Annotated in this window: 14 protein-coding genes and 3 pseudogenes; 11 read left to right on the forward strand and 6 right to left on the reverse strand. The window is 45.9% G+C overall.

Annotated elements, in window-relative coordinates; all coding sequences use genetic code 11:
• Positions 1-20: 20 nt before the first annotated feature.
• From BN93_RS17520 to BN93_RS16765, 7 genes and pseudogenes are all read left to right on the forward strand, one after another.
• The gene (locus BN93_RS17520) at positions 21-146 is read left to right on the forward strand and encodes a SusD/RagB family nutrient-binding outer membrane lipoprotein (protein WP_232211144.1); all 126 of its coding nucleotides are present in this window, start codon (positions 21-23) and stop codon (positions 144-146) included.
• Positions 147-339: 193 nt separating this feature from the next.
• A complete protein-coding gene (locus BN93_RS07645; protein WP_019187757.1) occupies positions 340-1,443 on the forward strand; it encodes a glycoside hydrolase family 18 in 1,104 nt (367 codons plus the stop codon).
• 166 nt (positions 1,444-1,609) lie between these two features.
• A pseudogene (locus BN93_RS19010) lies at positions 1,610-1,861 on the forward strand (DUF1735 domain-containing protein); the annotation flags it as partial.
• Between the two features lie 272 nt (positions 1,862-2,133).
• Positions 2,134-2,631, forward strand: coding sequence for a LamG domain-containing protein (locus BN93_RS18590; protein WP_316928618.1), 498 nt, complete (start codon positions 2,134-2,136; stop codon positions 2,629-2,631).
• 101 nt (positions 2,632-2,732) lie between these two features.
• The gene (locus tag BN93_RS07655; protein ID WP_019187758.1) at positions 2,733-3,719 is read left to right on the forward strand and encodes a discoidin domain-containing protein; all 987 of its coding nucleotides are present in this window, start codon (positions 2,733-2,735) and stop codon (positions 3,717-3,719) included.
• A 353-nt stretch (positions 3,720-4,072) separates the two neighbouring features.
• Complete coding sequence (locus tag BN93_RS07660) at positions 4,073-5,467, forward strand: THUMP-like domain-containing protein (RefSeq protein WP_044260187.1); 1,395 nt, start codon at positions 4,073-4,075, stop codon at positions 5,465-5,467.
• Positions 5,468-5,836: 369 nt separating this feature from the next.
• Positions 5,837-6,043: pseudogene (locus BN93_RS16765) on the forward strand (IS4 family transposase); the annotation flags it as partial.
• Positions 6,044-6,447: 404 nt separating this feature from the next.
• On the opposite strand, the gene BN93_RS07665 reads toward BN93_RS16765, so the two are convergent.
• The 3 genes from BN93_RS07665 to BN93_RS07675 all read right to left on the reverse strand — a co-directional run bounded on the left by BN93_RS07665 (position 6,448) and on the right by BN93_RS07675 (position 8,684).
• Positions 6,448-7,197, reverse strand: coding sequence for a carboxymuconolactone decarboxylase family protein (locus BN93_RS07665; RefSeq protein WP_019187760.1), 750 nt, complete (start codon positions 7,195-7,197; stop codon positions 6,448-6,450).
• A 265-nt stretch (positions 7,198-7,462) separates the two neighbouring features.
• Entirely contained in the window at positions 7,463-8,035 is a 573-nt protein-coding gene (locus BN93_RS07670) for a fibrobacter succinogenes major paralogous domain-containing protein (RefSeq protein ID WP_139145468.1), read from the reverse strand.
• Positions 8,036-8,066: 31 nt separating this feature from the next.
• The gene (locus BN93_RS07675) at positions 8,067-8,684 is read right to left on the reverse strand and encodes a trypsin-like peptidase domain-containing protein (RefSeq protein WP_019187762.1); all 618 of its coding nucleotides are present in this window, start codon (positions 8,682-8,684) and stop codon (positions 8,067-8,069) included.
• 586 nt (positions 8,685-9,270) lie between these two features.
• On the opposite strand from BN93_RS07675, the pseudogene BN93_RS07680 reads away from it, so the two are divergent.
• Positions 9,271-10,008, forward strand: a pseudogene (locus BN93_RS07680) (IS4 family transposase); the annotation flags it as partial.
• Between the two features lie 34 nt (positions 10,009-10,042).
• Here BN93_RS07680 and BN93_RS07685 read toward each other — a convergent pair.
• Positions 10,043-10,351 carry a helix-turn-helix domain-containing protein gene (locus BN93_RS07685; protein WP_009230510.1) on the reverse strand — a complete coding sequence of 103 codons (309 nt, stop codon included), beginning with the start codon at positions 10,349-10,351 and terminating at the stop codon, positions 10,043-10,045.
• 1,762 nt (positions 10,352-12,113) lie between these two features.
• Between BN93_RS07685 and BN93_RS07690 the strand changes: the two genes are divergently transcribed.
• From BN93_RS07690 to BN93_RS07700, 3 genes are all read left to right on the forward strand, one after another.
• Positions 12,114-13,319 carry a PDZ domain-containing protein gene (locus BN93_RS07690; protein ID WP_044260092.1) on the forward strand — a complete coding sequence of 402 codons (1,206 nt, stop codon included), beginning with the start codon at positions 12,114-12,116 and terminating at the stop codon, positions 13,317-13,319.
• 45 nt (positions 13,320-13,364) lie between these two features.
• Positions 13,365-14,564: a PDZ domain-containing protein gene (locus BN93_RS07695; RefSeq protein WP_019187768.1), complete on the forward strand. Its 1,200-nt coding sequence runs from the start codon at positions 13,365-13,367 to the stop codon at positions 14,562-14,564.
• A gap of 348 nt (positions 14,565-14,912) precedes the next feature.
• Positions 14,913-17,006: a TonB-dependent receptor gene (locus BN93_RS07700; RefSeq protein WP_019187769.1), complete on the forward strand. Its 2,094-nt coding sequence runs from the start codon at positions 14,913-14,915 to the stop codon at positions 17,004-17,006.
• A 143-nt stretch (positions 17,007-17,149) separates the two neighbouring features.
• On the opposite strand, the gene BN93_RS07705 is transcribed toward BN93_RS07700, so the two are convergent.
• Together BN93_RS07705 and ruvB are read right to left on the reverse strand one after the other, a co-directional pair.
• Positions 17,150-17,920, reverse strand: a complete 771-nt coding sequence (locus tag BN93_RS07705; RefSeq protein WP_019187770.1) for a class I SAM-dependent methyltransferase — start codon at positions 17,918-17,920, stop codon at positions 17,150-17,152.
• 2,049 nt (positions 17,921-19,969) lie between these two features.
• Positions 19,970-20,624 (reverse strand): Holliday junction branch migration DNA helicase RuvB (ruvB, locus tag BN93_RS07715; RefSeq protein ID WP_044260093.1); only part of this gene is annotated, 655 nt, incomplete at its 5' end.

Below are 20,624 nucleotides of genomic sequence, written 5' to 3' on the forward strand. Positions count from 1 at the left end.
CTTCGGGATACAGCTTGAAGGTGCCCAACCGCATTCCTTTCGCCGTAGACGAACTAACTAAAAACCCCACCAACTATCGCAAAGCGGTGCAACTTATCGGCGGTACCGACGACTACGCAACGAAAATGTGGTGGCAAAAGAAGTGAAGGAAAAATGCTAAGGAGTAAAGGAGTGAAGGGATAAAGAGGAGTTATGGAGTTGCGCCCAGCCGCTATTCGGTTATGGCTAAGGGTCTTTAAGCCCACCAACTCCACCTCTCCTCGTTAACAGGTAAACCTGTAAACTCCCCAACTAGTAAACTAGTAACTCGTTAACCCAACATTATAAAATTAGATTTCGATGAATATTAAGAATAAAACCCTGCTGTGGCTTGCGGCAGCTACGATGTCGCTCACGGCATGCAGCGACTGGACCGAGACGGAAATAAAGAACCCAACCGACTTGACCGCCACCAACAAAAGCGAAGCCTATTATGCCAAGCTGCGCGAATACAAGAACAGCGACCATCCCAAAGCATTCGGATGGTTTGGCAACTGGACTGGCGATGCAGCCATGCTCAACAACTCGCTCAAAGGTCTTCCCGACAGTGTAGACTTCGTTTCGCTTTGGGGAAACTGGCGAAACCTAAACGACAAACAAAAGAGAGACCTGCAATTTGTTCAGCAAGTAAAAGGAACGAAGGTGCTGATGTGCTTTATCGTGATGGACATTGGCGACCAAATGACGCCGCCTCTACCCGCAGACAAAGCCAAAGCCGGAACCACGTGGAAAGAATGGAGGAAGGAATTCTGGGGCTGGGGCGACTCTAATGAGTCGAGAATTGCCGCCGCCCAGAAGTATGCCAACGCCATTTGCGACAGCATTGACAAGTACGGCTACGACGGATTCGACATCGATGCCGAACCCAACTTCGCACAACCTTTCGCTACCGACAAGGAGATGTGGACCGAACAGGGCGTGATGACGGCTTTCGTTCAAACCCTAAGCAAGCGTATCGGCCCCAAGTCGGGTACCAATAAGATGTTCGTTGTTGACGGTGAGCCCGATGCACTACCCGAATCGCTGGGCGACCACTTCGACTACTTCATCCTGCAAGCCTACAGCACCTACAGCGACGAACAGCTTAACGGCCGCTTGAGAACTCAGATTGAACACTTCAAGAATACACTCACCCCCGAACAAGTGGCAAAGAAAATCATCGTTTGCGAGAACTTTGAGAACTATGCTGCAAAAGGTGGCGTAGACTTCCGCACGAAACAAGGCAATGTTATACCCTCGCTCCTCGGCATGGCCTACTGGCAACCCACCTATAACGGACAAACCTACCAAAAAGGTGGCGTAGGTTCGTACCACATGGAGTACGAATACGGACAGTCTTCGGCGCAAACCACATACCCCTGGTTGCGCAAGGCCATACAGATTATGAACCCTTCTTTGAAGTAAAACCACACTTAATCATTACGCAAAAATGAAAAGATACAGCATAACCATTAAGGCTGCTGCAATGGCCATTGCAGCCCTTTCGTTGGCCGCATGCAACAATGCCGAATATAGCGAGCTTACCAATCAGGCCTATTTCGAGCAAACGCGCACCAACGCCAATACATCTATGAAGATTACGGTGGGCGAAGACAACGTGCAACAGAACTTCTACGTTAGGCTTTCATCGCCTGCCGAGCAAGCCAGCACTTTCGAAGTGTCGGTAGACGAGGCTGCCCTGAACGAGTATAACGCACGCAATGCCACCCACTACGTGGCCTTGCCCGCTAGCGAATACGAGCTTACCAACACCGAAACCACGGTTAACGCTGGCGGCGTAAGCCCTACGCCTGTGCAGCTTACGGTGAAACCGCTATCCAACGAGGTGAAAAACTCGGGTAAGAAGTATGCCGTGGCCTTAAAGTTGAAAAGCAAAAACGGCGTAAACGACGTGCTCGAACCGGGCAGCAAGCTGGTTTGCATCATCGATCAGGTAGTTCGTCAAGACGTACCTGTCATCAATTCGGCCGCACGCATCACCTTTAACATGCGCCAAGAGTACGCACTAACGGCATGGACGGTAGAAATGAACGTCAACATCGACAAGCTTGGCAAGGCCATTGGCGAACTAAACAACCAGATGCTCTTCGGTGCATGGGCACCTTCGGGCAAGGACGGCGAGATATACACGCGTTTCGGCGATGCGCCCATCGAAGGCAACCGCCTGCAAATAAAACCCAAGGCTCGCAACTTAACAGCAACCAGCTCTTCGAGGCTGGCAAGTGGTATCACCTGGCCTTTGTTTGCGAAGGCACAAAGCTGTCGCTCTACGTTAACGGTAAGCTCGATTCTTCGATGGATTTGCCCGGAAAGGTTGTCAACTTAGGCAATACCATGCTCTTTGGAGCTACCGATTACCTCAAAGCCAACGTTCAAGTAAGCGAGTTGCGTTTCTGGACGAAGGCTCGTACGCAAAACGAAGTGGCCAACGACATGTACGTTTGCGACCCCCAAAGCGATGGACTGGAAGCCTACTGGAAGATGAACGAGGGCAGCGGCGACACCTTTAAGGATGCCACAGGCCACGGAAACAACGGTAAGGCCGCTACGCTTCCCGCATGGATTCCTAACGTGCGCATCGACGGCAAATAACTAATCGTATAAGCCCAACCTGCCCCAAGGCCGATAAAGCCTTGGGGACAAGGTGAGCAAATACTTTCCCAACCAAACACATTCAGACGAAGATTATCAATATGAAATCAATCTTAAAGATAACATGGCCGGCCCTCGTGGGGCTTGCCACATTGTTTACTGCCTGCCAAAGCGAACCCGAAGTGGGCACTAAACTCTACGATAAGGGCGAAACAAGCAACTTGCCTAAGCTGTACATACACGACTTGGGCAACCAAGGCAACAAGGGTACGCTGGAAGTTGTAAACGCCAATGGCGAACTTATCGCTAAAAAAGACACCGTTAAGTTTTATGTACGCCTCTCTTCGCCACTCGACCACGACCTAGAAGTGAGCGTTGCCGAGAATCCTTCTGCTACCAAACAAGCTGGTGCTACGGCTTTGGAGAAGGGCGCAGTTAACATTCTCACGCCTACTGTTACCATTGCCAAGGGCACTACCGTATCGGCAGAACCCATAAAAGTGGTTGCTCAGCTGGGCAACGCGCTCGACACGCTGATGTCTACACGCAACAACGGCGCGGTTACGCTTACGCTGAACCCCGCACAAGGTGTAGATGTGGCCAGCAACTACGGCAATATGAACATCACCGTCAACTATAAGGAAAGCAATATTGTTGATAATGGCAACACCGATGGACTTACGGCTATGAGCCTTGGCGACTACTTAGTATACGACGACCAGAACAATAAGCTTGAGAACCTATACGACGGCAACCTGTCAACCGTGTGGTTTAAGCCTTCCAACCAAGGGCCATTTACTTTCGTCATCACAGTGTCCGAAAACACCAAAGTTACTGCTCTCTCTCTCGTTCCTAGCGCAAGATACGTCAACTGGGTGGCTAAGAGTATGACTGTTGAGACCAGCGAAGACTGGAACACATGGACGAACCAAGGCGAGATTACGAGAACAGACAACAGCATCAGCAACGGAGAACCTTTCGTTGTTCGCTTTACCAAACCCGTTAAATGTAACTACATAAGGCTCTCCAACGTACGTTCAGCCTCATCGAGATACCTTGTTATCGGCGAAATGAAGTTCTACAAGTAAAGCCTGTGGCGTTAAGGTCAACAGCATTTCGCACCCGTACGCCCTCCGTGGCACATACGTCGGCAATGCTTAAAAGCCCCCACGCCGCGTTACTAGCACCATAACCAACGCCCCCATCGGCCTTCATACGCCTTTGGGGGCGTTTCTGTGTCCTATGACGAGAAAGCTGACTTGCGTGCAATCTATCCCTTCCACATAATAAACAGCACCTTTTTGCGTTTTCAATGAAACTTAGGCCTGGCAAAACATAGGCTCACATCAACCATCCCACACGGCAAATGGCAGTGCCTTTGCCCACACCACAGCTCTTCACAAGCCCACCAATCCCCCACCCCATAACGCCCCACAGCAACATGTACAGCAACAACGACACCCTACGCTTTATCGCAGAACATAGAAACGACAACGTGCCACAGCTGGCTCTTGCCGCCCATAACGCCCCAAACGTAGACCTGCCCTTTGCACTCGACCAAATTGCAGGCTGGCAAACGGCTTGCCGAAAGCTGCCTGCGTGGGCCGATAACCCCAAAATTGTTTATCCGCCACATCTTTCTATGGAGCAATGCTCGTCGCAAACCACGGCCGAATACAAGGCCAACGTGGCGTGGCAGTACGTAAACGCCATGCAACAAACCACACCTAACAACAGCGAAAGGGAGAAAGGAAATGGCGATAAAAAACAAGTAGCCGAATGCGAACACACTTCGTTAGTAGACCTTACTGGGGGATTCGGCGTAGATTTCAGTTTTATGGCCGCACATTTCGCCCAAGCCACCTACGTAGAACGCCAATCCAAGCTTTGCCAATTGGTGCAAAACAACCTCAATGCCCTTGATATAGGGCACGCCGAGGTGGTGTGTGCCGAGGCCGAAAGCCACCTCGAAACGATGGAAAGGGTGTCGTGCATCTACCTAGACCCTGCACGTAGGGATAAGAATGGGGGCAAAACGGTGCTTATCGAACACTGTTCGCCCGATATTCTCCAACTTTTGCCCATGCTCTTAGCCAAATGTGGCTTGCTCATGGTTAAACTCTCGCCCATGTTGCATTGGCAACTGGCCATTGCGCAGCTGCAAAAACAAGGCGCATGGGTTAGCCAACTGCACATCGTGTCTGCAAAAAACGAGTGCAAAGAGTTGCTCTTCCTCATCACCGATGGGCAAAACAAGGAACAATCTGCAAGCCCGTCTGCCGCGCAAAGCCTAAGCCCATCTGCCGCACAAAGCGGACTATTGCACCCCACCCCACTAGAAAACCCTGTCCCACAACAAGCCACAGATGCCGCCGACAGCACCCACATTACATGCCATAACGATGGCCACAGCTTTCAATACAGCCTTGCCGAGGCCGATGCAACCCCACAAACCATCTTGCAAACGCCACCGCAAGCAGGCATGTACCTTTTCGAACCCAACGCCTCCATCATGAAAGCAGGCTGTTTTGGCCTGCTATGCAGCAGACTAGGGGTACAAGCCATTGCCCCCAACTCGCATCTCTTTGTAGCCAACAACGACATACCCACCTTCCCTGGCCGACGATTTAAGCTCGTTGCAGCCACCTCGTTTAACAAGCGCGACCTAAAAACAGCCTTGCAAGGCATCGGCCAGGCCAACATCGCCACGCGCAACTTCCCCCTCAAACCCGATGCCCTACGCAAGAAACTAAAACTAAAAGACGGCGGCGAACACTTCCTTTTCGCCACAACCGATGCCCAAGGCAAGCATTGGCTGCTGGTGGCTAAGGGCTAAAAACGGCCTACAATGCACCTGCTTAGCCACACTTTACAGGCCAACAGTTGCCATACGCCCCCTATCAGTAAGCATCACGCTGCAACTTAACCAAAAAACAAGCAACAACAAATTGCTTGTAAGAACAATATATTGAGGTTTTAACGCTTACTTAAAATACTTTTCTACGGTTGTTTTCGGCTGTTCAACCGTAAGCTGGGCTAAGCAAACCCTTTCTATCATAGTGCTTAATAACTTTACCATACGCGCCAATTACTTACTAAAGTTTCCCACCAAATAAATAGATAGAAAAATAACAGTTTGTCGAATTTTCTTTGTAAATTAGTAATCGCAAACAACTGATTTTAAAGACAAAACAACAAAACTGTTATGGAAGCAAAAATAGAGAAAATAAGTGAGTTATCCAAACTTTTGAGTGTTAAAACTCGAATGAGTGATGATTTGTTTCATCTTTTTGGCAAGTTTGGCATCGGTCACCTGTTATCTCGCCTGTCATTGGAGAAACAGGACTGCCATAAGGTACAGCAACCCGCAACTTCCATAACACCGATATTCCTGTTTGGAGGTACACACCATTGATTTATTCCTAATCTTTTTCTTTCACCGATATTATCCTACTACATTACTACAATAAGGGGTAATACGGAGAAAGGATTAGGATGTAGTCAGAGGCAGCGGATAGAAATCACTACATTCTGACTATATACTACATTAGTTGGTTCAAAGGGCACGATTGTAGGCTAATAACTCGCGAAATGAACTTTCTATAGGCAGGTCCTAAAAATTACCTTTACTGTATTTTTAGCTTTTAGCTGAGCAGGTTTTGCTTACTTCTTGAAGGAGCATAGTGAACTATGCGACTGAAAGAGTAAGCGAAAGATGCCAGATAAAAGCAAAAAGACAGCAAAGAGCAAAACAAGGAACAACAATTGAACCTTTGCGGGGAATTTTTAGAACATGCCTATAGGGAAAGCAATGCCTTATTTGAGTTTGTCGTAGATGTCATCAGTGACAGGTTCCAACCATTCGTTCGATGAGCTATCCTCAACGTGAGTATTGTAAGTCAGGTGCTGCATCCAACTGTCTCTGGCAGCTCCGTGCCAGTGTTTCACGCCCTCGGGGATGGCGATGACAACACCGGGGCGAAGCTCTACAGGTGTCTTGCCCCACTCTTGGTACCAGCCACGGCCGGCAACGCAGATGAGCACCTGAACGGCCTTGTGATGAATGTGCCAGTTGTTGCGGCAACGGGGTTCAAACGTTACATTTACCACGCCCCCCTTGTCAGCCTCCATCGGAGCGAGATAACTCAGCCCTATGAAGTATTTGGCATAGCCCGTATTAGGCTCGCCAATGGGATAGGGTGTGCTTGCCTGAAATTCTTCTTTGGTCTGTATGTCTGAAGTCCACACCTCCTTGGCCATGTTGAACACCGCCCATGCCTTAGGCCAGCCTACATAGAAAGCGGCGTGAGTGATCATCTCCGAAAATTCCTGTCGGGTCACGCCATTGGCTTTGGCCGTATTCAGGTGATATTTGAGCGATGAGTCGGTGATGCCTTGCGCCACGAGTGAGAGAATTGTGGTAAGCGAGCGGTCATGCAGGCTCATCTCTTCCTGACGGTTCCACACTTCACCGAAAAGAATGTCATCGTTGAGATGAGCAAATTCCGGTGCGAATTCTCCGAGGGCGGTACGTCCTGCGGACTGCTTGATTTCTTTCCTTTCCATCTTTGTCTGTTCGTTTGCGATTGTACGTTGTCAAACAAAAGTGCACAACTGCAAATGTAGTTATTTACTCTTATATTTCATTGTTTTATTATCAAAAATTCTTTTATTGATTGAATTTTGCTTTATTATTTCTCTTATCTTTTTGATTTACTCCCCTTGCCCTAAATATACGTCTCTAGGTGTAAGATGGTGTGTGTGGGTGTTCTATAACTGTGACACAAAAGTGTACAACGTACAACATAAAGTTGTCCCTATAGCATACTTATCACTTGAAAACTGGGCGAATAGAGTAACCATAATATCTAAGCCCATGGTCAAAGACATTTATTACATTAGAATCAAATGCGATAGACCAAGCTCTGTTTGAAACAACCATATTGGGAGACGCAGTCCAATATCCCCCACTGTCACCCATCATTAGTTTGTTACTACTTTGAAGATATCCTGCTGCTGGAAGAAAAATCTTAGCTCCATTTATTTTGCTAATTCCCAATCTTCCATTTATTTCAGTATTTCCATAATTGGGTACCCACTCCCAATTACAGTTGTCTATTAACTCTTGGGCCTGTTCGCCAGAAGGTACTCTCCATCCTTCACCCAAATTATAGGTAGCAGCATCATAATTATCTGCCAACACGTTTCTTATATTAATATAGTCTTCCATTTTTAAGGAATAAATGTCTAAGTCGTAAGTCTCACAAGTTCTTCCGACATAATTGTTTTTTGCAGAGGTATCACCCCAAGCAAAATAATCTCCATATTCAGTGGGCTTTTCTGCTCCAATGTTACAAGCCGCCCATTTTGTCCCAGAAGGGAGTTTAAGATCAATTAATTCCATTTTGTTTATTATTTTAAATTCTTTTGAGTTTTTATGTTGCCTTTGCATTATCAATAAGAGTCATAACAGCATTTATCTTTAAGAATGAGCATATTATATCCTCATCTTTAAGATTAAATACTTGCTTTTCTTCTTCACTCAAACTCTTTTGTTTTATAAGTTCCTTAACAACTTCACCTCCATGCATAATGCCAATAACATGCTTATCCTTTATCAGCGGACTTCCACTGCTTCCCTCATGTCGATAGCATTTACAATGGAAATAATTGCCTTCCACTTCACCAAGAGCATATGCAGATTCTATATCAATTTCATATTCTTCATTATCATTGTTCCCTTCTTTTTTATGTAAGCAATAGCTTTCTAAAACATCCTCTTTTTCTGGCGTATAATCTAATATAGAAAAACCACCTTTAATATTGTTGAATTTAAAAAAGGCTAAATCAATAAAGTTAGGGTCATTATCTCTACCTCTCCCAACATATACTGGGACTACTTTATCGAATTCTACTTTTTCCCCGTCTATTATTACATAAGCATTGTCATTTTCTCTTAAAATATGAACAGCGGTGATAAAATAGTCATTCGCTAGAAATCCATGACCAACTTGTTTTTCACCTCTTATTATAGGATATATATATTGTTTCATGCTGTACGTTGTCAAATAAAAGTGCACAAGTGCAAATATAGTTATTTATTTTGAAACATTATAGTTTTATTATTAAAAAATCTTTTGTTAACTGAATTTTTCTTTATTAGGTCTCGTATTTTCTTGATTTTCTCCCCTTGCCCTAAATATATGTCTCTAGGTGTAAGATTATCTAACGATTCATGAAATATTTTCTCATTATAATATTTCAATCCATCGACAGCCTTTTCCTATTCAGAGGGACAGAAATAATGATTTAGCTTAATTGCATTTTCATCGATCTGTGATATCGTTCTATCTTTCCTTGCGTCTGCGGATGCAAGGGTTTGCCATGGATATGCCTGATATTATATTCCTTACAGAGATACTGTTTGAGAGAGGAAGTAATATAACATGGTCCATTATCTGATAACAGACAAGGAGAATTCTTTTTTGTTGTCATAGTGCAAATATACTATTTATTAATAATTATAACTAAAGTTTCCCACCCTAATAAACAGATAGAAAAATAACAGTTTGTCGAATTTTCTTTGTAAATTAGTATTCGCTAAACAACTGATTTCAAAGACAAAACAACAAAACTGTTATGGAAGCAAAAATAGAGAAAATAAGCGAGTTATCCAAACTCTTGAGTGTTAAAAGTCGAATGAGCGATGATTTATTTCATCTTTTTGGCAAGTTTGGCATCGGCCACCTGCTTTCTCGCCTGTCATTGGAGAAACACGACGGAGTTTCGGCTTCGGAGTTGATCCTCTCCCTTTGCCTCTTCCGCATTGTGGGTGAGAGCATCCACCGCATATGCAGGCATAAGATATACGAGCTTTCAAATCATGGCAAGAACTGTTTCTATCGCATGATGATTCGCCCGCAGATGGATTGGAGACGCCTGATGAACCACTTTGCCCTGCGTTATATGTGCCTATTGCGTAAGTATGGCGAAGCTCCTCAACCCGACACCACGACCTGTTTCATCATAGACGACACCGTGCTTGAGAAGAGTGGCGTGAGGATGGAGGGTGTCAGTCGTGTTTCCGACCATGTGAAAGGCAGATGTGTATTGGGCTACAAGCTGTTGCTTTGTGCCTTCTTTGACGGCAAGACAACCATACCCTTTGATTTTTCACTGCATCAAGAAAAGGGGAAACAAGGCGACTGCGGGCTGACAAGGCAGCAACGCAGAAAGGCATATAATACCAAGAGGAATGATGACAACCCCGATTATAAGCGCTTTCAAGAGTGTAAGATGTCTAAGATGGAAGTCGCCATGGACATGCTTCGCCGTGGATGGAAGATGGGGTTACATGCGAAGGCAAAGGTGAATGAGAAAATCCAGTGTTTTAAGGGGTGGGAAACTTTAGTTACTTAGTATGCCTAATGCGTTGCGCCTTCTTTTCGTCTCTACGCACAAGATAAGGAGAAGGAGGCAACTCTGGCAGAAGATTGTCTAACGAATTGATTTGCCCAACAACTTTAAGCAAAAGTACGAATGTGGATAGCGACAAGTTGCCTGCACTGCCATTCTCAAACTTGTGAATGGTGGTGAGCCCAACACCCGATCGCTCTGCAACCTCTTTTTGAGTGAGGTTGCAACGCAGCCTATATTCCTTGAAACGCGTACCCAAAAGGCGTACAAGTTCAGGCGTAGAATATTCATATAAATCGACCATAACGCTACGTTTTATTTATCATTATAGTGAAGGTTATATGCCTTTTAAGGCATTTATCTTCAATATAATGAAGTTTATAACTGCAAATCTACATCATTTTTTTGAATTAATGCCGTTTTTCAAATAAAATAACGGTTAGTTGAATTACATTGAGCAATTATCGTTTGGGCTATAATCGTAAATTACAGAAGTGTAACCACCTTAAAAACACATCAACCAACGAGCTTTGCAAAGCGTTTATTCGTTTCTCAAACGTCAAAAAAGGTAGCCTTACTTGGCATTTAACGGCCGAGCAAGCTTAATGCCACATCCTCTTTAAAACGAAACAAGGCGTAGACAATTGCAAAGGGGTTGCTGCCGCAAATTCAGCTACAAGTCTAAACCCTTAATCAAGACAACATTGACTATTATCCCAAACAAATGTATCGTTACAAAACTGACTACTTTCTATTATGAAATGAAAACAGGCACAGATACGCCCAACCAAAAGTTAAAACAAGTAAATACTTTTGACAAACGCCGAGAAAATTTCATCTCATTCTAGAAGAATCAAAAGCCATTTTGCATGCGTTTAGGTGCATTTTTCAGTCTTACACACTTTTGTTTTAGTCCATTTTTGAGAACACAAACGGCATTTAGCACCACTTTGCCCTTCTATTTTGTCGCCGGCGCGCATTTTTTTATCATCCCAATTACCTACTTTTAGCACCAAAACACCCATTAATTAGCCACTTTTCGCCATGCAAAACACCTGTTTTCTATCGAAAAGAAAACGCATAATCCCCAATTTCATGCGCATTTTTATGCTTTTAGCCTTGCGTTTTGCGGCAAAACGTACAGCGTTTAGCACCAAAACGCACTGCATTTAGCAGCATATTGCATTGCATTTAGCGGCAAAACGCATTACGTTTAGGTGCAAATTGCATTGCATTTTGCACCATATTGCAGGGTATTTTGCTGCTAATTGCAGATTATCCGCACAATTTGTGCGCCAACTCTACATATATATGCAATTCCCCCTTTTATCGGCCAGTACCATTTTGCGCCAAAACAAACCCTCGCAAGAATCGATTATTTGCGGCTGAGTGAGCGGCCGCTGGATAAAAACGGCACTCATAACGTTAAATTTCTTACCGAAAAACGGACAACATTTAGTTAACGAGTTAACGATTTAATGGGTTGGCAGGTTGGTAGGCGCAACCTTCTTTAAGGAGTTAAGGAGTTAGGAAGTTAAGGAGTTATGGAGTTATGGAGTTAAGGAGTTAAGCCAAATGCCTAGGTGGCGTTGGTCATCTTTAAGGAGTTATGGAGTTATGGAGTTAAGCCAAATGCCTAAGTGGCGTTAGCCATTTTTTCACCTTTTCACCCTTTCACCTTTTCACCTTTAAACGGCGTTAGCCATTTTTTCACCCTTTCACCTTTTCACCCTTTCACCTTTTCACCTTTTCACCTTTTCACCCTTTAACCTTTTCACCTTTAATAGTCACCAAAATTAAACTTCGGAACAAGCAAACGGTGCGCTTTACAAAATAATTAACTACATTTGCACTTGTGGATTAACCTAACATTCCTATTCTAGGCAGGGCTAAGCCTTGCAAACACTGAAGCCAAGGCATGTACCAATGCCGAACGAGTACGGCGTTAACGATGTCTTTACGCATAAACAGCCATGCTTACTGACTGAGAACCCACCTTGAACAACGACAGACGATAACCAAAACCAGCTATAACCCTACAACATTATAAACTAAAAATGCCAGCAATGAAAATAAAAACAATATTGACAATGCTCTTTACCGCTTTTATCCTGACGGCAAATGGGCAGAAAGGGCTATTCGACTCTATGTGGGAGAGCAACGACTCCATCCCTTTCGTATGGGATGGGGGCATCTACTTGCCTGCAACTATCGACAATAAATACCCTGCCCGCATCTTGTTTACCACAAATGCCAACCGCCAATTGGTGGTAGACACCACCTATCTTAAAGAAAAGTGTTGGCAACCGCCAAAGATAGAAAAAGGTTTAATACTGAGAGAAACAGATACACTGCGCCTAAAAGCATCGAACACAAAGCACGAGGTGAAGTTTGGTAACATCGCAGCAAACTTCCCCTATATGCTCATTAGCGACATAAGAAATGTTTTGGGCAAGCATGCCGACGGCATCATGTGGGATACTTTCTTTGAATACTCTCCATTTGAGGTGAACTTTCAGCAGAAGTTCTTACGCACACTAACGGCCATACCCGACTCCGTTAAACGCAACTACCGCTGTTTGCCGCTTACGGTTACAGATTCTAAGTTTATGATTGAAGCATACGTGTGGTTCAACAACAAGCGCATTGGGGGTCTTTATCAGCTATGGCTTGGAGGCAACGACGACATTCTTTTCACCAGCTACATAGTAAAGCGGCACAACCTAATGGCATACAAGGGCAAAACTCGGCAGTTACTGGCTCAGTACACGAACATAGGCGACACAACAACCACTACAACGACCTTCGCACTAGCCGACTCGGTCCGCCTTGGACTGCAAAACATTGGCCCTGTTGTCGTGTCTATACCTATGCCAGAGGCCTCATCCCACTCGCGAATGTACAATGCAGGCTATATCGGGGCAGGTATTCTTAGCAGCTATAATTTAGTATTCGACCCCGCCCACAACAAACTCTACTATCGCCCCTACAAAGCATACACACCCGAAAAAAGGACGTGGGGCTTCTCGTGGGTAAACCGAACCGACATCGGTAAGGGATGGATTGTGCGCTCAATATATAAATGCAGCGCAGCAGCAAAAGCAGGAATAAGGCTTGGCGACACCATCTTAAAGGTGAATGGAAAGAAGGTGGAGAACTATTCGTGGGATGAGGAACGAGTGCTTTCAAACGATTCAACCGTCACGTTTTTGCTTAAAACAAAACAGGGCATGCGAAAAGTAACCCTCAAAACAGAGCCACTTTACGAGTAAACCCACTTTCAAAGACTTAAAAGCATATTCTAAAAAACGCCAACAATGAAAAGAAAAACAACATTGACAATGCTCTTTGCCGTCTTTATCCTGATGGCTAGTGCGCAAAATAAGGCAAGCCAGCAAGTGAAGGTGTGCGAAGAACCCATTTCTTTTATCAAGGACGGACACATCTATTTGCCGTCAATCATCGACAACACACACCATGCCAACATGATATTCGACACGGGGGCAAGCGGACAACTGCTGGTTGACACGGTGTACTTAAAAGAACAAGGCTGGACCATTAATACGTCGATGTGGGGCAGATTGCGTGGTACGAACGGGTATTCGCACGTTAGATTGTCGCAGAAAAGGCACAAGGTGGAACATGGGAAGGCGTCGGAAACTTTCCCCTATATGGTCTTAGGCAACCTTAGGAGTGTGTTGGGGAAACACGCGGATGGCCTATTTGGGAGCAACGACTTTGAAAGATTGCCACTAGAAATTAATTATCAGCAACGTTTTATTCGTAAACTGAACACGATACCCGACTCGGTAAAGCGCAACTACCAATGTCTGCCACTTACATTTAAGGATAAGGACTGCCTGATTAAGGCCACCATCTGGTTTAACGGACAAGCCATTGAAGGGCTTTATATCATTGACACGGGGGCGGGAGACGACGTTTTCTTCACCGAAGCGACAACGAAACGGTATAACATGGAAAGCTATAAGGGGAAAAAACGCGTTGGACATGGCCTTGACATGGGGCTTGGCGATGGTGGAGTTAGCACATGGATAGACGCATACGCCGACAGCATGCGAATGGGTTCGCTACATATTCCGCAGCCAGGAATATCATTGTCGCCCATTGGCAAGGGTGCTTTCAAAGAGAATATCTATGTGGGGAACATCGGCGCAGGTGTTCTTGGGTGCTACAACTTGGTGATAGACATCCCTAATGGCAAGCTATATTGCCGCCAATTTAAGGAACATCGGACTGGCGGAACCACATGGGGCTTTGGTTGGATAAACCGAACCGACATCGGAAAAGGCTGGATTGTGCGCTCAATATACGATGGAAGTGCGGCTGATAAGGCAGGAATGAAACTGGGCGACATCGTCGTTGAGGTGAATGGCAGAAAGGTTGAGCATTTTTCGTGGGAGGAAGAACGAGCTCTTTCAAACGATTCAACCGTCACACTTTTGCTTAAAACAGAACAGGGCATGCGAAAAGTAACCCTCGAAGAAGAGGTGTATTAGGCTGGACCTTAACGCTCCACACTGTCTTTCCATCACATTCAAAGTGCCGCGCTTGGCCAACTTTTAGCAAAGTGAGGAGCTACATCGCGGTTCGACGACACGTTAACAGGGTTACCAGTTGGCCTGTTAACGTGTCGTCAAATCGTCAAGACACAAGGCCATTCTTCCCCCTCTCCTATTGAGGAGGGGCTGTGAATAAGGCCTTTCCCACCTATTTCCACACAAATAAGGATTGCGGTTTTTCATACATTTTCATACTTTTGCACCTTACAAACCAGCAAAGCGTGTGCCGACAAGCTGCGAAGTGAACGGCGGAACGGCTTTGCCGAAATACAAAAACATTCGAAAATGAAAATTATCGCAACACTAACAGCCGTCGCATTTGCGGCAACAGCGAACGCCACAGTAGAAGATTCGGCCACCATTGGCGGAATGATTAACGAGGTTTCGGTGGTGGGATTTAAGCAAGACAGAGCCGCCATATCGCCCGTTTCGCAACAAGGGGTAGGCGAACGCTACATCGAAAACAACCAACTTGTGGGTCTTCGCGACCTTAGTGGCATGTTAGCCAATTTCTACATGCCCGACTATGGCTCGCGACAATATTCACCCATCTACATTCGCGGCATCGGTTCGAAGGTTAACTCGCCTTCGGTAGGCGTGTATGTAGACGGCATTCCCTACTTCGACAGAACTGTATTAGACATGGACCTCTTTGGCGTAAGCAAGGTTGAAGTGCTGCGCGGTCCGCAAGGAACGCTCTTCGGGCGTAACGCATCGGCTGGTTTGATAAACGTTTTCACGCGTTCGCCACTCGATTACCAAGGCTCAATGGCCAAAGTTTCGTATGGTTCGTACAACGATTTGCTCGTGGCCGCATCCACCTATCATAAACTGAACCAAAGATTTGGCCTTTCGTTGGCTGCCAATTATCATCATAACGACGGTTTTCAGACCAATACTTTTCTCAACAACAAGGCCGACCGCATCGGCAATGGCACCATTAGGCTGGGTGCAACGTGGAAACCAATAGACCGATGGACTGCAAGATTTACGGCCGCACTAGACCTTACCCAACAAAACGGCTACCCCTATGCGCCTTACAACCCGCAAACGGGCGTGCTGCAACCCATTGCCTACAATCGCGAAAGCACTTACCGCAGGCTGGTTGGCACGCTGGGCATGAGTTGGCGATACGATGCCGAGGGCTGGAGTATGAACAGTCAGACCGCATTTCAACACAATGATGGTAGCGTAGAAGTAGACCAAGACTATTCGCCACGCGACATCTTCGCCGTTAAAATGCCGCATTGGCAGAACCAAGTGAGCCAAGAATTCACCTTCCGCTCTACCAACGAAAGCCGATACCAATGGATTGTGGGTGCATTTGGTTTCCATCAACACGAACATTACACCGTAAACACATCGCGTATAGCGGCCAAATTGTACGAAGTGAGCCAGAACAAACTGCCCACAACGGGGTTCGCACTCTATCATGTCAGCACGTTCAACATCGTAAAGGGCTTGTGGGCATCGGCTGGTGTCCGGTTGGATTGGGAGAGAAACAAAATAAACAACACCAAAGCCAAGGTAAAATGGATGGGACAAGACGCCCCACCCATGTTCAATCCCGTAGACCCGAAGGGCGGATGGCAAGCAACAGACTTTGATGCAAGCAGGATTGACAGGCAGATAACACCCAAGTTTACGCTTAAATACCAGTTTACGCCCTTCCGTATGATATACGCCACGGTAGCGAAAGGCTATAAAGCGGGCGGCTTTAACGCCGTTCGCCAAACCGACGAAGACTATACTTACAAGCCCGAACACACGTGGAACTACGAGGTTGGAGCCAAATGGAGTTTCCTTAAAGGCCTGTTGGCGTTAGAGGCTAGTGCCTTTTACATCGACTGGCGGCACCAACAACTCTCCATCACCGTGCCTGCACTGGGCAATGTTGTGCGCAATGTGGGGCACAGCAGCAGCAAGGGGGTAGAACTTACGCTTAATGCCACGCCCCTACCCGCCCTTTCGTTACAGGCTAGTTACGGATACACTTACGCCAAGATGCTGGAAGGGCGCATGGGGACGGGGCGCGACTACTCTGGTAATATGTTGCCATTGGTTCCACGCCACACTTGTTCGTTCAATGCCAACTATGTAGTAAACAACCTCGGCCGTATTGCCAACAAGTTGATGTTTAATGCCAACCTCACGGGCGTTGGCTCGCTCTATTGGCGCGAAGACAATGCGGTTAAACAGCCATTCTACACCCTTCTCAACCTGAAAACGGCCATAACGCGCGGCATTTTTACCTTAGAGCTATGGTCGCGCAACACGCTTGCAACCAATTATCTGGCCTATTACTTCGTTGCCTCAACGCCTATGGCACAAAAAGGTAAGCCCTTCACTATCGGTACAACGCTGATGGTAAAGTGGTGACGTAAGGTGGTAAGGCTATGATGTTGCAAGCTGTTGCGGCAAAAAGCCTATAAAGAACAAAGTACACCCCAAGCCTTTCTCCATTTGGAGAGGGACTTGGGGTGTGGCTTTTCAGCTTTGAAAAGGAGACTTGGCGAAACCTCCTACTCAAGTATGTAAAAGCAAGAAGTGGTAAAGAAGTTGCGCACATGCCGCATTCTGGCCAAGCGAGGCCACAGCAAACGAGGGCGCAGATTAAACTTTATCTCGTAATGGGGGTTGATGAAAAAAAGCGTGCGGTTGCGTATGGCAAAGTGTTGCGCGGCCAAACCTTCGAACAGCTCTATCGTGCAACGCGTCTGTTTGATGTCAAGCAGTTCGTCTGTAATGCCTGGTTTCTCGTGGAAGGCCTTCAATATGGCCGCATATACATCTTCTGGCAAGAGGTGAAACCAAGGCAAATGCGAGAGGAACTTACTTCGGCAAATCTGTTGATGACCGCCGAAGGGCATCTGCCAAGCAGGAAAAGACATAAAAACAACACCTTCCGGTCGTAAGAACTTGCGCAACTTGGGCAAGAAAGAGGCCTTATCCATAATGTGTTCGATTACGTCGTGGCAGATAATCAGGTCGAAATGGTGTTCAATATCCTTCATTTCGAACACGTCTGATGCGATAAACCGCCCCTTAGCACCCGCCTCTTCGAAAAATCGCTTGGCATCATTTATCCTACATTCGGCCAGGTCTACCCCCACAACCTCGCACCCACGCTCGCTGAAAGGCAACAGGTTGCCGCCATCGCCACAGCCTATCTCCAACACGTTCATCCCCTGTTCGATGGGCAGATAACGTTCTATGTAGGGCAAAAAGTACTTCCAGCTAGTTGCAGAAAGCTCGTTAAAATATAGTTTTCGGTCCTTTTGTCGATGCTGCATAATAAAAAGGTACAAAGTTAGAAAGCTGTAAGAATGAAAAACAACTTAAAGACAAAAGGATTAAGGCGTGGAGACATCGTCCTTCTCCTTTTAATCCCATCCTCCTAGTTCGTTAATTACTCCGATTGTCTGTGCACAAAAATACAACAAATTGATCTAACAAGAGAAAAAACAAACCTCTTTTTCATTGAAAATCACAACTTCTAGGTAATGTTCACATACGTAAATCCTTGCATTGCACCCTGTCTCTAAGACGTAATGGCAGGTTAAAACGAGGTGGCCAGTTGACAATGTGACGAGGTGATGGTTTGAACAGTTAACGAGGTAATCAGGTGACGAGGTGATGGGTTGACCAGTTAACAAGTTTACCAGTTAACAAGTAACGAGTTGACTAGTTGACCAGTATAGGGGTTGACAAGAGTACAAGTTTACAAGTTGGTTGGCGTAGCCATTATTTCACCTTTTCACCTTTTCACTTTTTCACCTTTAAAGGGCGTGAGCCATTTTTTCACCCTTTCACCCTTTCACCCTTTCACTTTTTCACCTTTAAAGGGCGTGAGCCATCTTTTCACCTTTTCACCCTTTCACCTTTAAACGCCTTTTCACTTTTTCACCTTTAAACGCCTTTAAACGCCTTTACATCTTCTTCCCTTAACAAGTTGCCAAGTCAGCATAACCTTACAAAGCAGATCACTCCCCTCTCCCCTTGGAGAGGGGCTGGGGGGTGAGGCCAGTAGCGGTTAGGGGGTGAGGTCTTACATAGCACATCACTCCCCTCTCCTCTTGGAGAGGTGTTGGGGGTGAGGCCGATAGCAGTTAGGGGTGAGGTCTTACAAAGCACATCACTCCCCTCTCCCCTTGGAGAGGGGTGGGGGTGAGGCCAGTAGCGGTTAGGGAGTGAGGTATTACAAAGCACATCACTCCCCTCTCCTCTTGGAGAGGGGTTGGGGGTGAGGCCAGTTGGGAGTGTGGCCAGTTGAGAGCGAGGCCAGTTGGGGACGAGCTCATTTCAACAATTTTGTCCAGTTTACAGCAAGAAATTTAACATTAAAAGTGCCCTTTCCATCAACCAATTGCCAACCTTGCCGCAAAAAATCAATTCTCGCGAAGGTTTGTTTTGATGCAAAAGGGGGTTTGTTACAAATGCCGGCAAAATGAATATTTATTTCAAAAACAAGCCATTAGCACTGTTTTAGGGGCTATTTGCGGCAAAATGCAATGCAATATGCCGCTAAATGCAGTGCGTTTTGGTGCAAAATGCAGTGCGTTTTGGTGCTAAACGCAACGTAAAATGGTGCTAAATGCAGGGCAAAATGGTACTAAATGCAAGGTAAAAAGCATAAACATCCACACTAAAATGGTATAAATAAAACCTTTTAGACCATCGAGCCACAGCCTGGAAAGACAAAACAGCCGCTAAAAAGTGGGTTTTTAGGGGCTAAAAGTGGGTAATTGGACTCGAAAAATCATGAGCTTGCAACCAAACTAGAAAGGCTAAATGGTGCAAAATGCAGGTTCTTCTCTTAAAAATGGACAATGAGGAGGACGAAAAAGGTTATAAAAAAGTGAGATTTACCCACTTTTTAACCTATTTTCTCGCTAGAATGGAACGGAAATTAGAGCAGTATTGTAAAATAAAATTTAAATTTGTAGTTGAAAGGTTTCACACAAAACCACTACTGGCCTCACCCACTACCAGCCTCACCCCCAGCCCCTCTCCAAAGGGAGAGGGGAGTAATATGCCTTGTAGTTGACAAGAGGACAAGAGTTCGAGTTAACAAGCTAATGGGCGTGAGCCATTTTTTCACCTTTTCACCCTTTCACCCTTAAAGGGCGTGAGCCATCTTTTCACGTTTTCACTCTTTCACCCTTTCACCTTTAAAGGGCGTGAGCCATTTTTTCACCCTTTCACCCTTTCACCTTTAAAGGGCGTAGCCATCTTTTCACCTTTTCACTCTTTCACCTTTTCACCTTTAAAGGGCGTGAGCCATCTTTTCACCTTTTCACCCTTTCACCTTTAAACGCCTTTAAGAGCCTTTAACCCTCTCCTTAATCAAACAATCCAGGCTCTTTTGCGTTGCTTGTATAGATGTTTCTACCCAGATGTTGGTAAGCCAATTCGGTTACCATACGCCCTCGTTGCGTACGCTTAATAAAGCCTTCCATGATAAGGTAAGGCTCGTACACCTCTTCTAAGGTGCCTGCATCTTCGCCTATGGCCGTTGCAATGGTACTTACGCCAACAGGTCCACCCTTAAACTTATCGATAATTGTGAGCAGAATTTTATTGTCTATCTCGTCTAAACCATACTGGTCGATATTTAATGCCGTGAGCGACAGGCGTGCAATAACCGTATCGATGCTGCCATTGCCCTTCACTTGGGCGAAGTCGCGCACACGTCTTAGCAGCGCATTGGCGATACGGGGTGTTCCACGCGAACGCCTTGAAATCTCCATTGCGGCCTCATCGTCGATGGGAACGTTCAATATCCGAGCCGAACGCTTAATGATACGCGCCAGCGTTTGAGGGTCGTAATACTCCAAATGCAGGTTAATGCCAAACCGTGCACGCAATGGGGCGGTAAGCAAACCGCTACGCGTGGTGGCTCCGATGAGCGTAAAGGGGTTGAGGTCTATTTGTATCGACCGCGCCGAGGGCCCTTTATCTATCATGATGTCTATGCGATAGTCTTCCATAGCCGAG

It is taken from the genome of Prevotella conceptionensis 9403948, from assembly GCF_000312305.1.
GTDB classification, from domain to species: domain Bacteria; phylum Bacteroidota; class Bacteroidia; order Bacteroidales; family Bacteroidaceae; genus Prevotella; species Prevotella conceptionensis.

Excerpts from the sequence above, each read along its gene's own strand:
- BN93_RS07695 (WP_019187768.1), top strand. The coding sequence starts at position 13,365 with ATGAAAAGAAAAACAACATTGACAATGCTCTTTGCCGTCTTTATCCTG.
- BN93_RS07705 (WP_019187770.1), bottom strand. The coding sequence starts at position 17,920 with ATGCAGCATCGACAAAAGGACCGAAAACTATATTTTAACGAGCTTTCT.
- BN93_RS07685 (WP_009230510.1), bottom strand. The coding sequence starts at position 10,351 with ATGGTCGATTTATATGAATATTCTACGCCTGAACTTGTACGCCTTTTG.
- BN93_RS18590 (WP_316928618.1), top strand. The coding sequence starts at position 2,134 with ATGGGCACCTTCGGGCAAGGACGGCGAGATATACACGCGTTTCGGCGA.
- BN93_RS07660 (WP_044260187.1), top strand. The coding sequence starts at position 4,073 with ATGTACAGCAACAACGACACCCTACGCTTTATCGCAGAACATAGAAAC.
- BN93_RS07690 (WP_044260092.1), top strand. The coding sequence starts at position 12,114 with ATGAAAATAAAAACAATATTGACAATGCTCTTTACCGCTTTTATCCTG.
- BN93_RS07665 (WP_019187760.1), bottom strand. The coding sequence starts at position 7,197 with ATGGAAAGGAAAGAAATCAAGCAGTCCGCAGGACGTACCGCCCTCGGA.
- BN93_RS07670 (WP_139145468.1), bottom strand. The coding sequence starts at position 8,035 with ATGGAATTAATTGATCTTAAACTCCCTTCTGGGACAAAATGGGCGGCT.
- BN93_RS07700 (WP_019187769.1), top strand. The coding sequence starts at position 14,913 with ATGAAAATTATCGCAACACTAACAGCCGTCGCATTTGCGGCAACAGCG.
- BN93_RS07655 (WP_019187758.1), top strand. The coding sequence starts at position 2,733 with ATGAAATCAATCTTAAAGATAACATGGCCGGCCCTCGTGGGGCTTGCC.
- BN93_RS07645 (WP_019187757.1), top strand. The coding sequence starts at position 340 with ATGAATATTAAGAATAAAACCCTGCTGTGGCTTGCGGCAGCTACGATG.
- BN93_RS07675 (WP_019187762.1), bottom strand. The coding sequence starts at position 8,684 with ATGAAACAATATATATATCCTATAATAAGAGGTGAAAAACAAGTTGGT.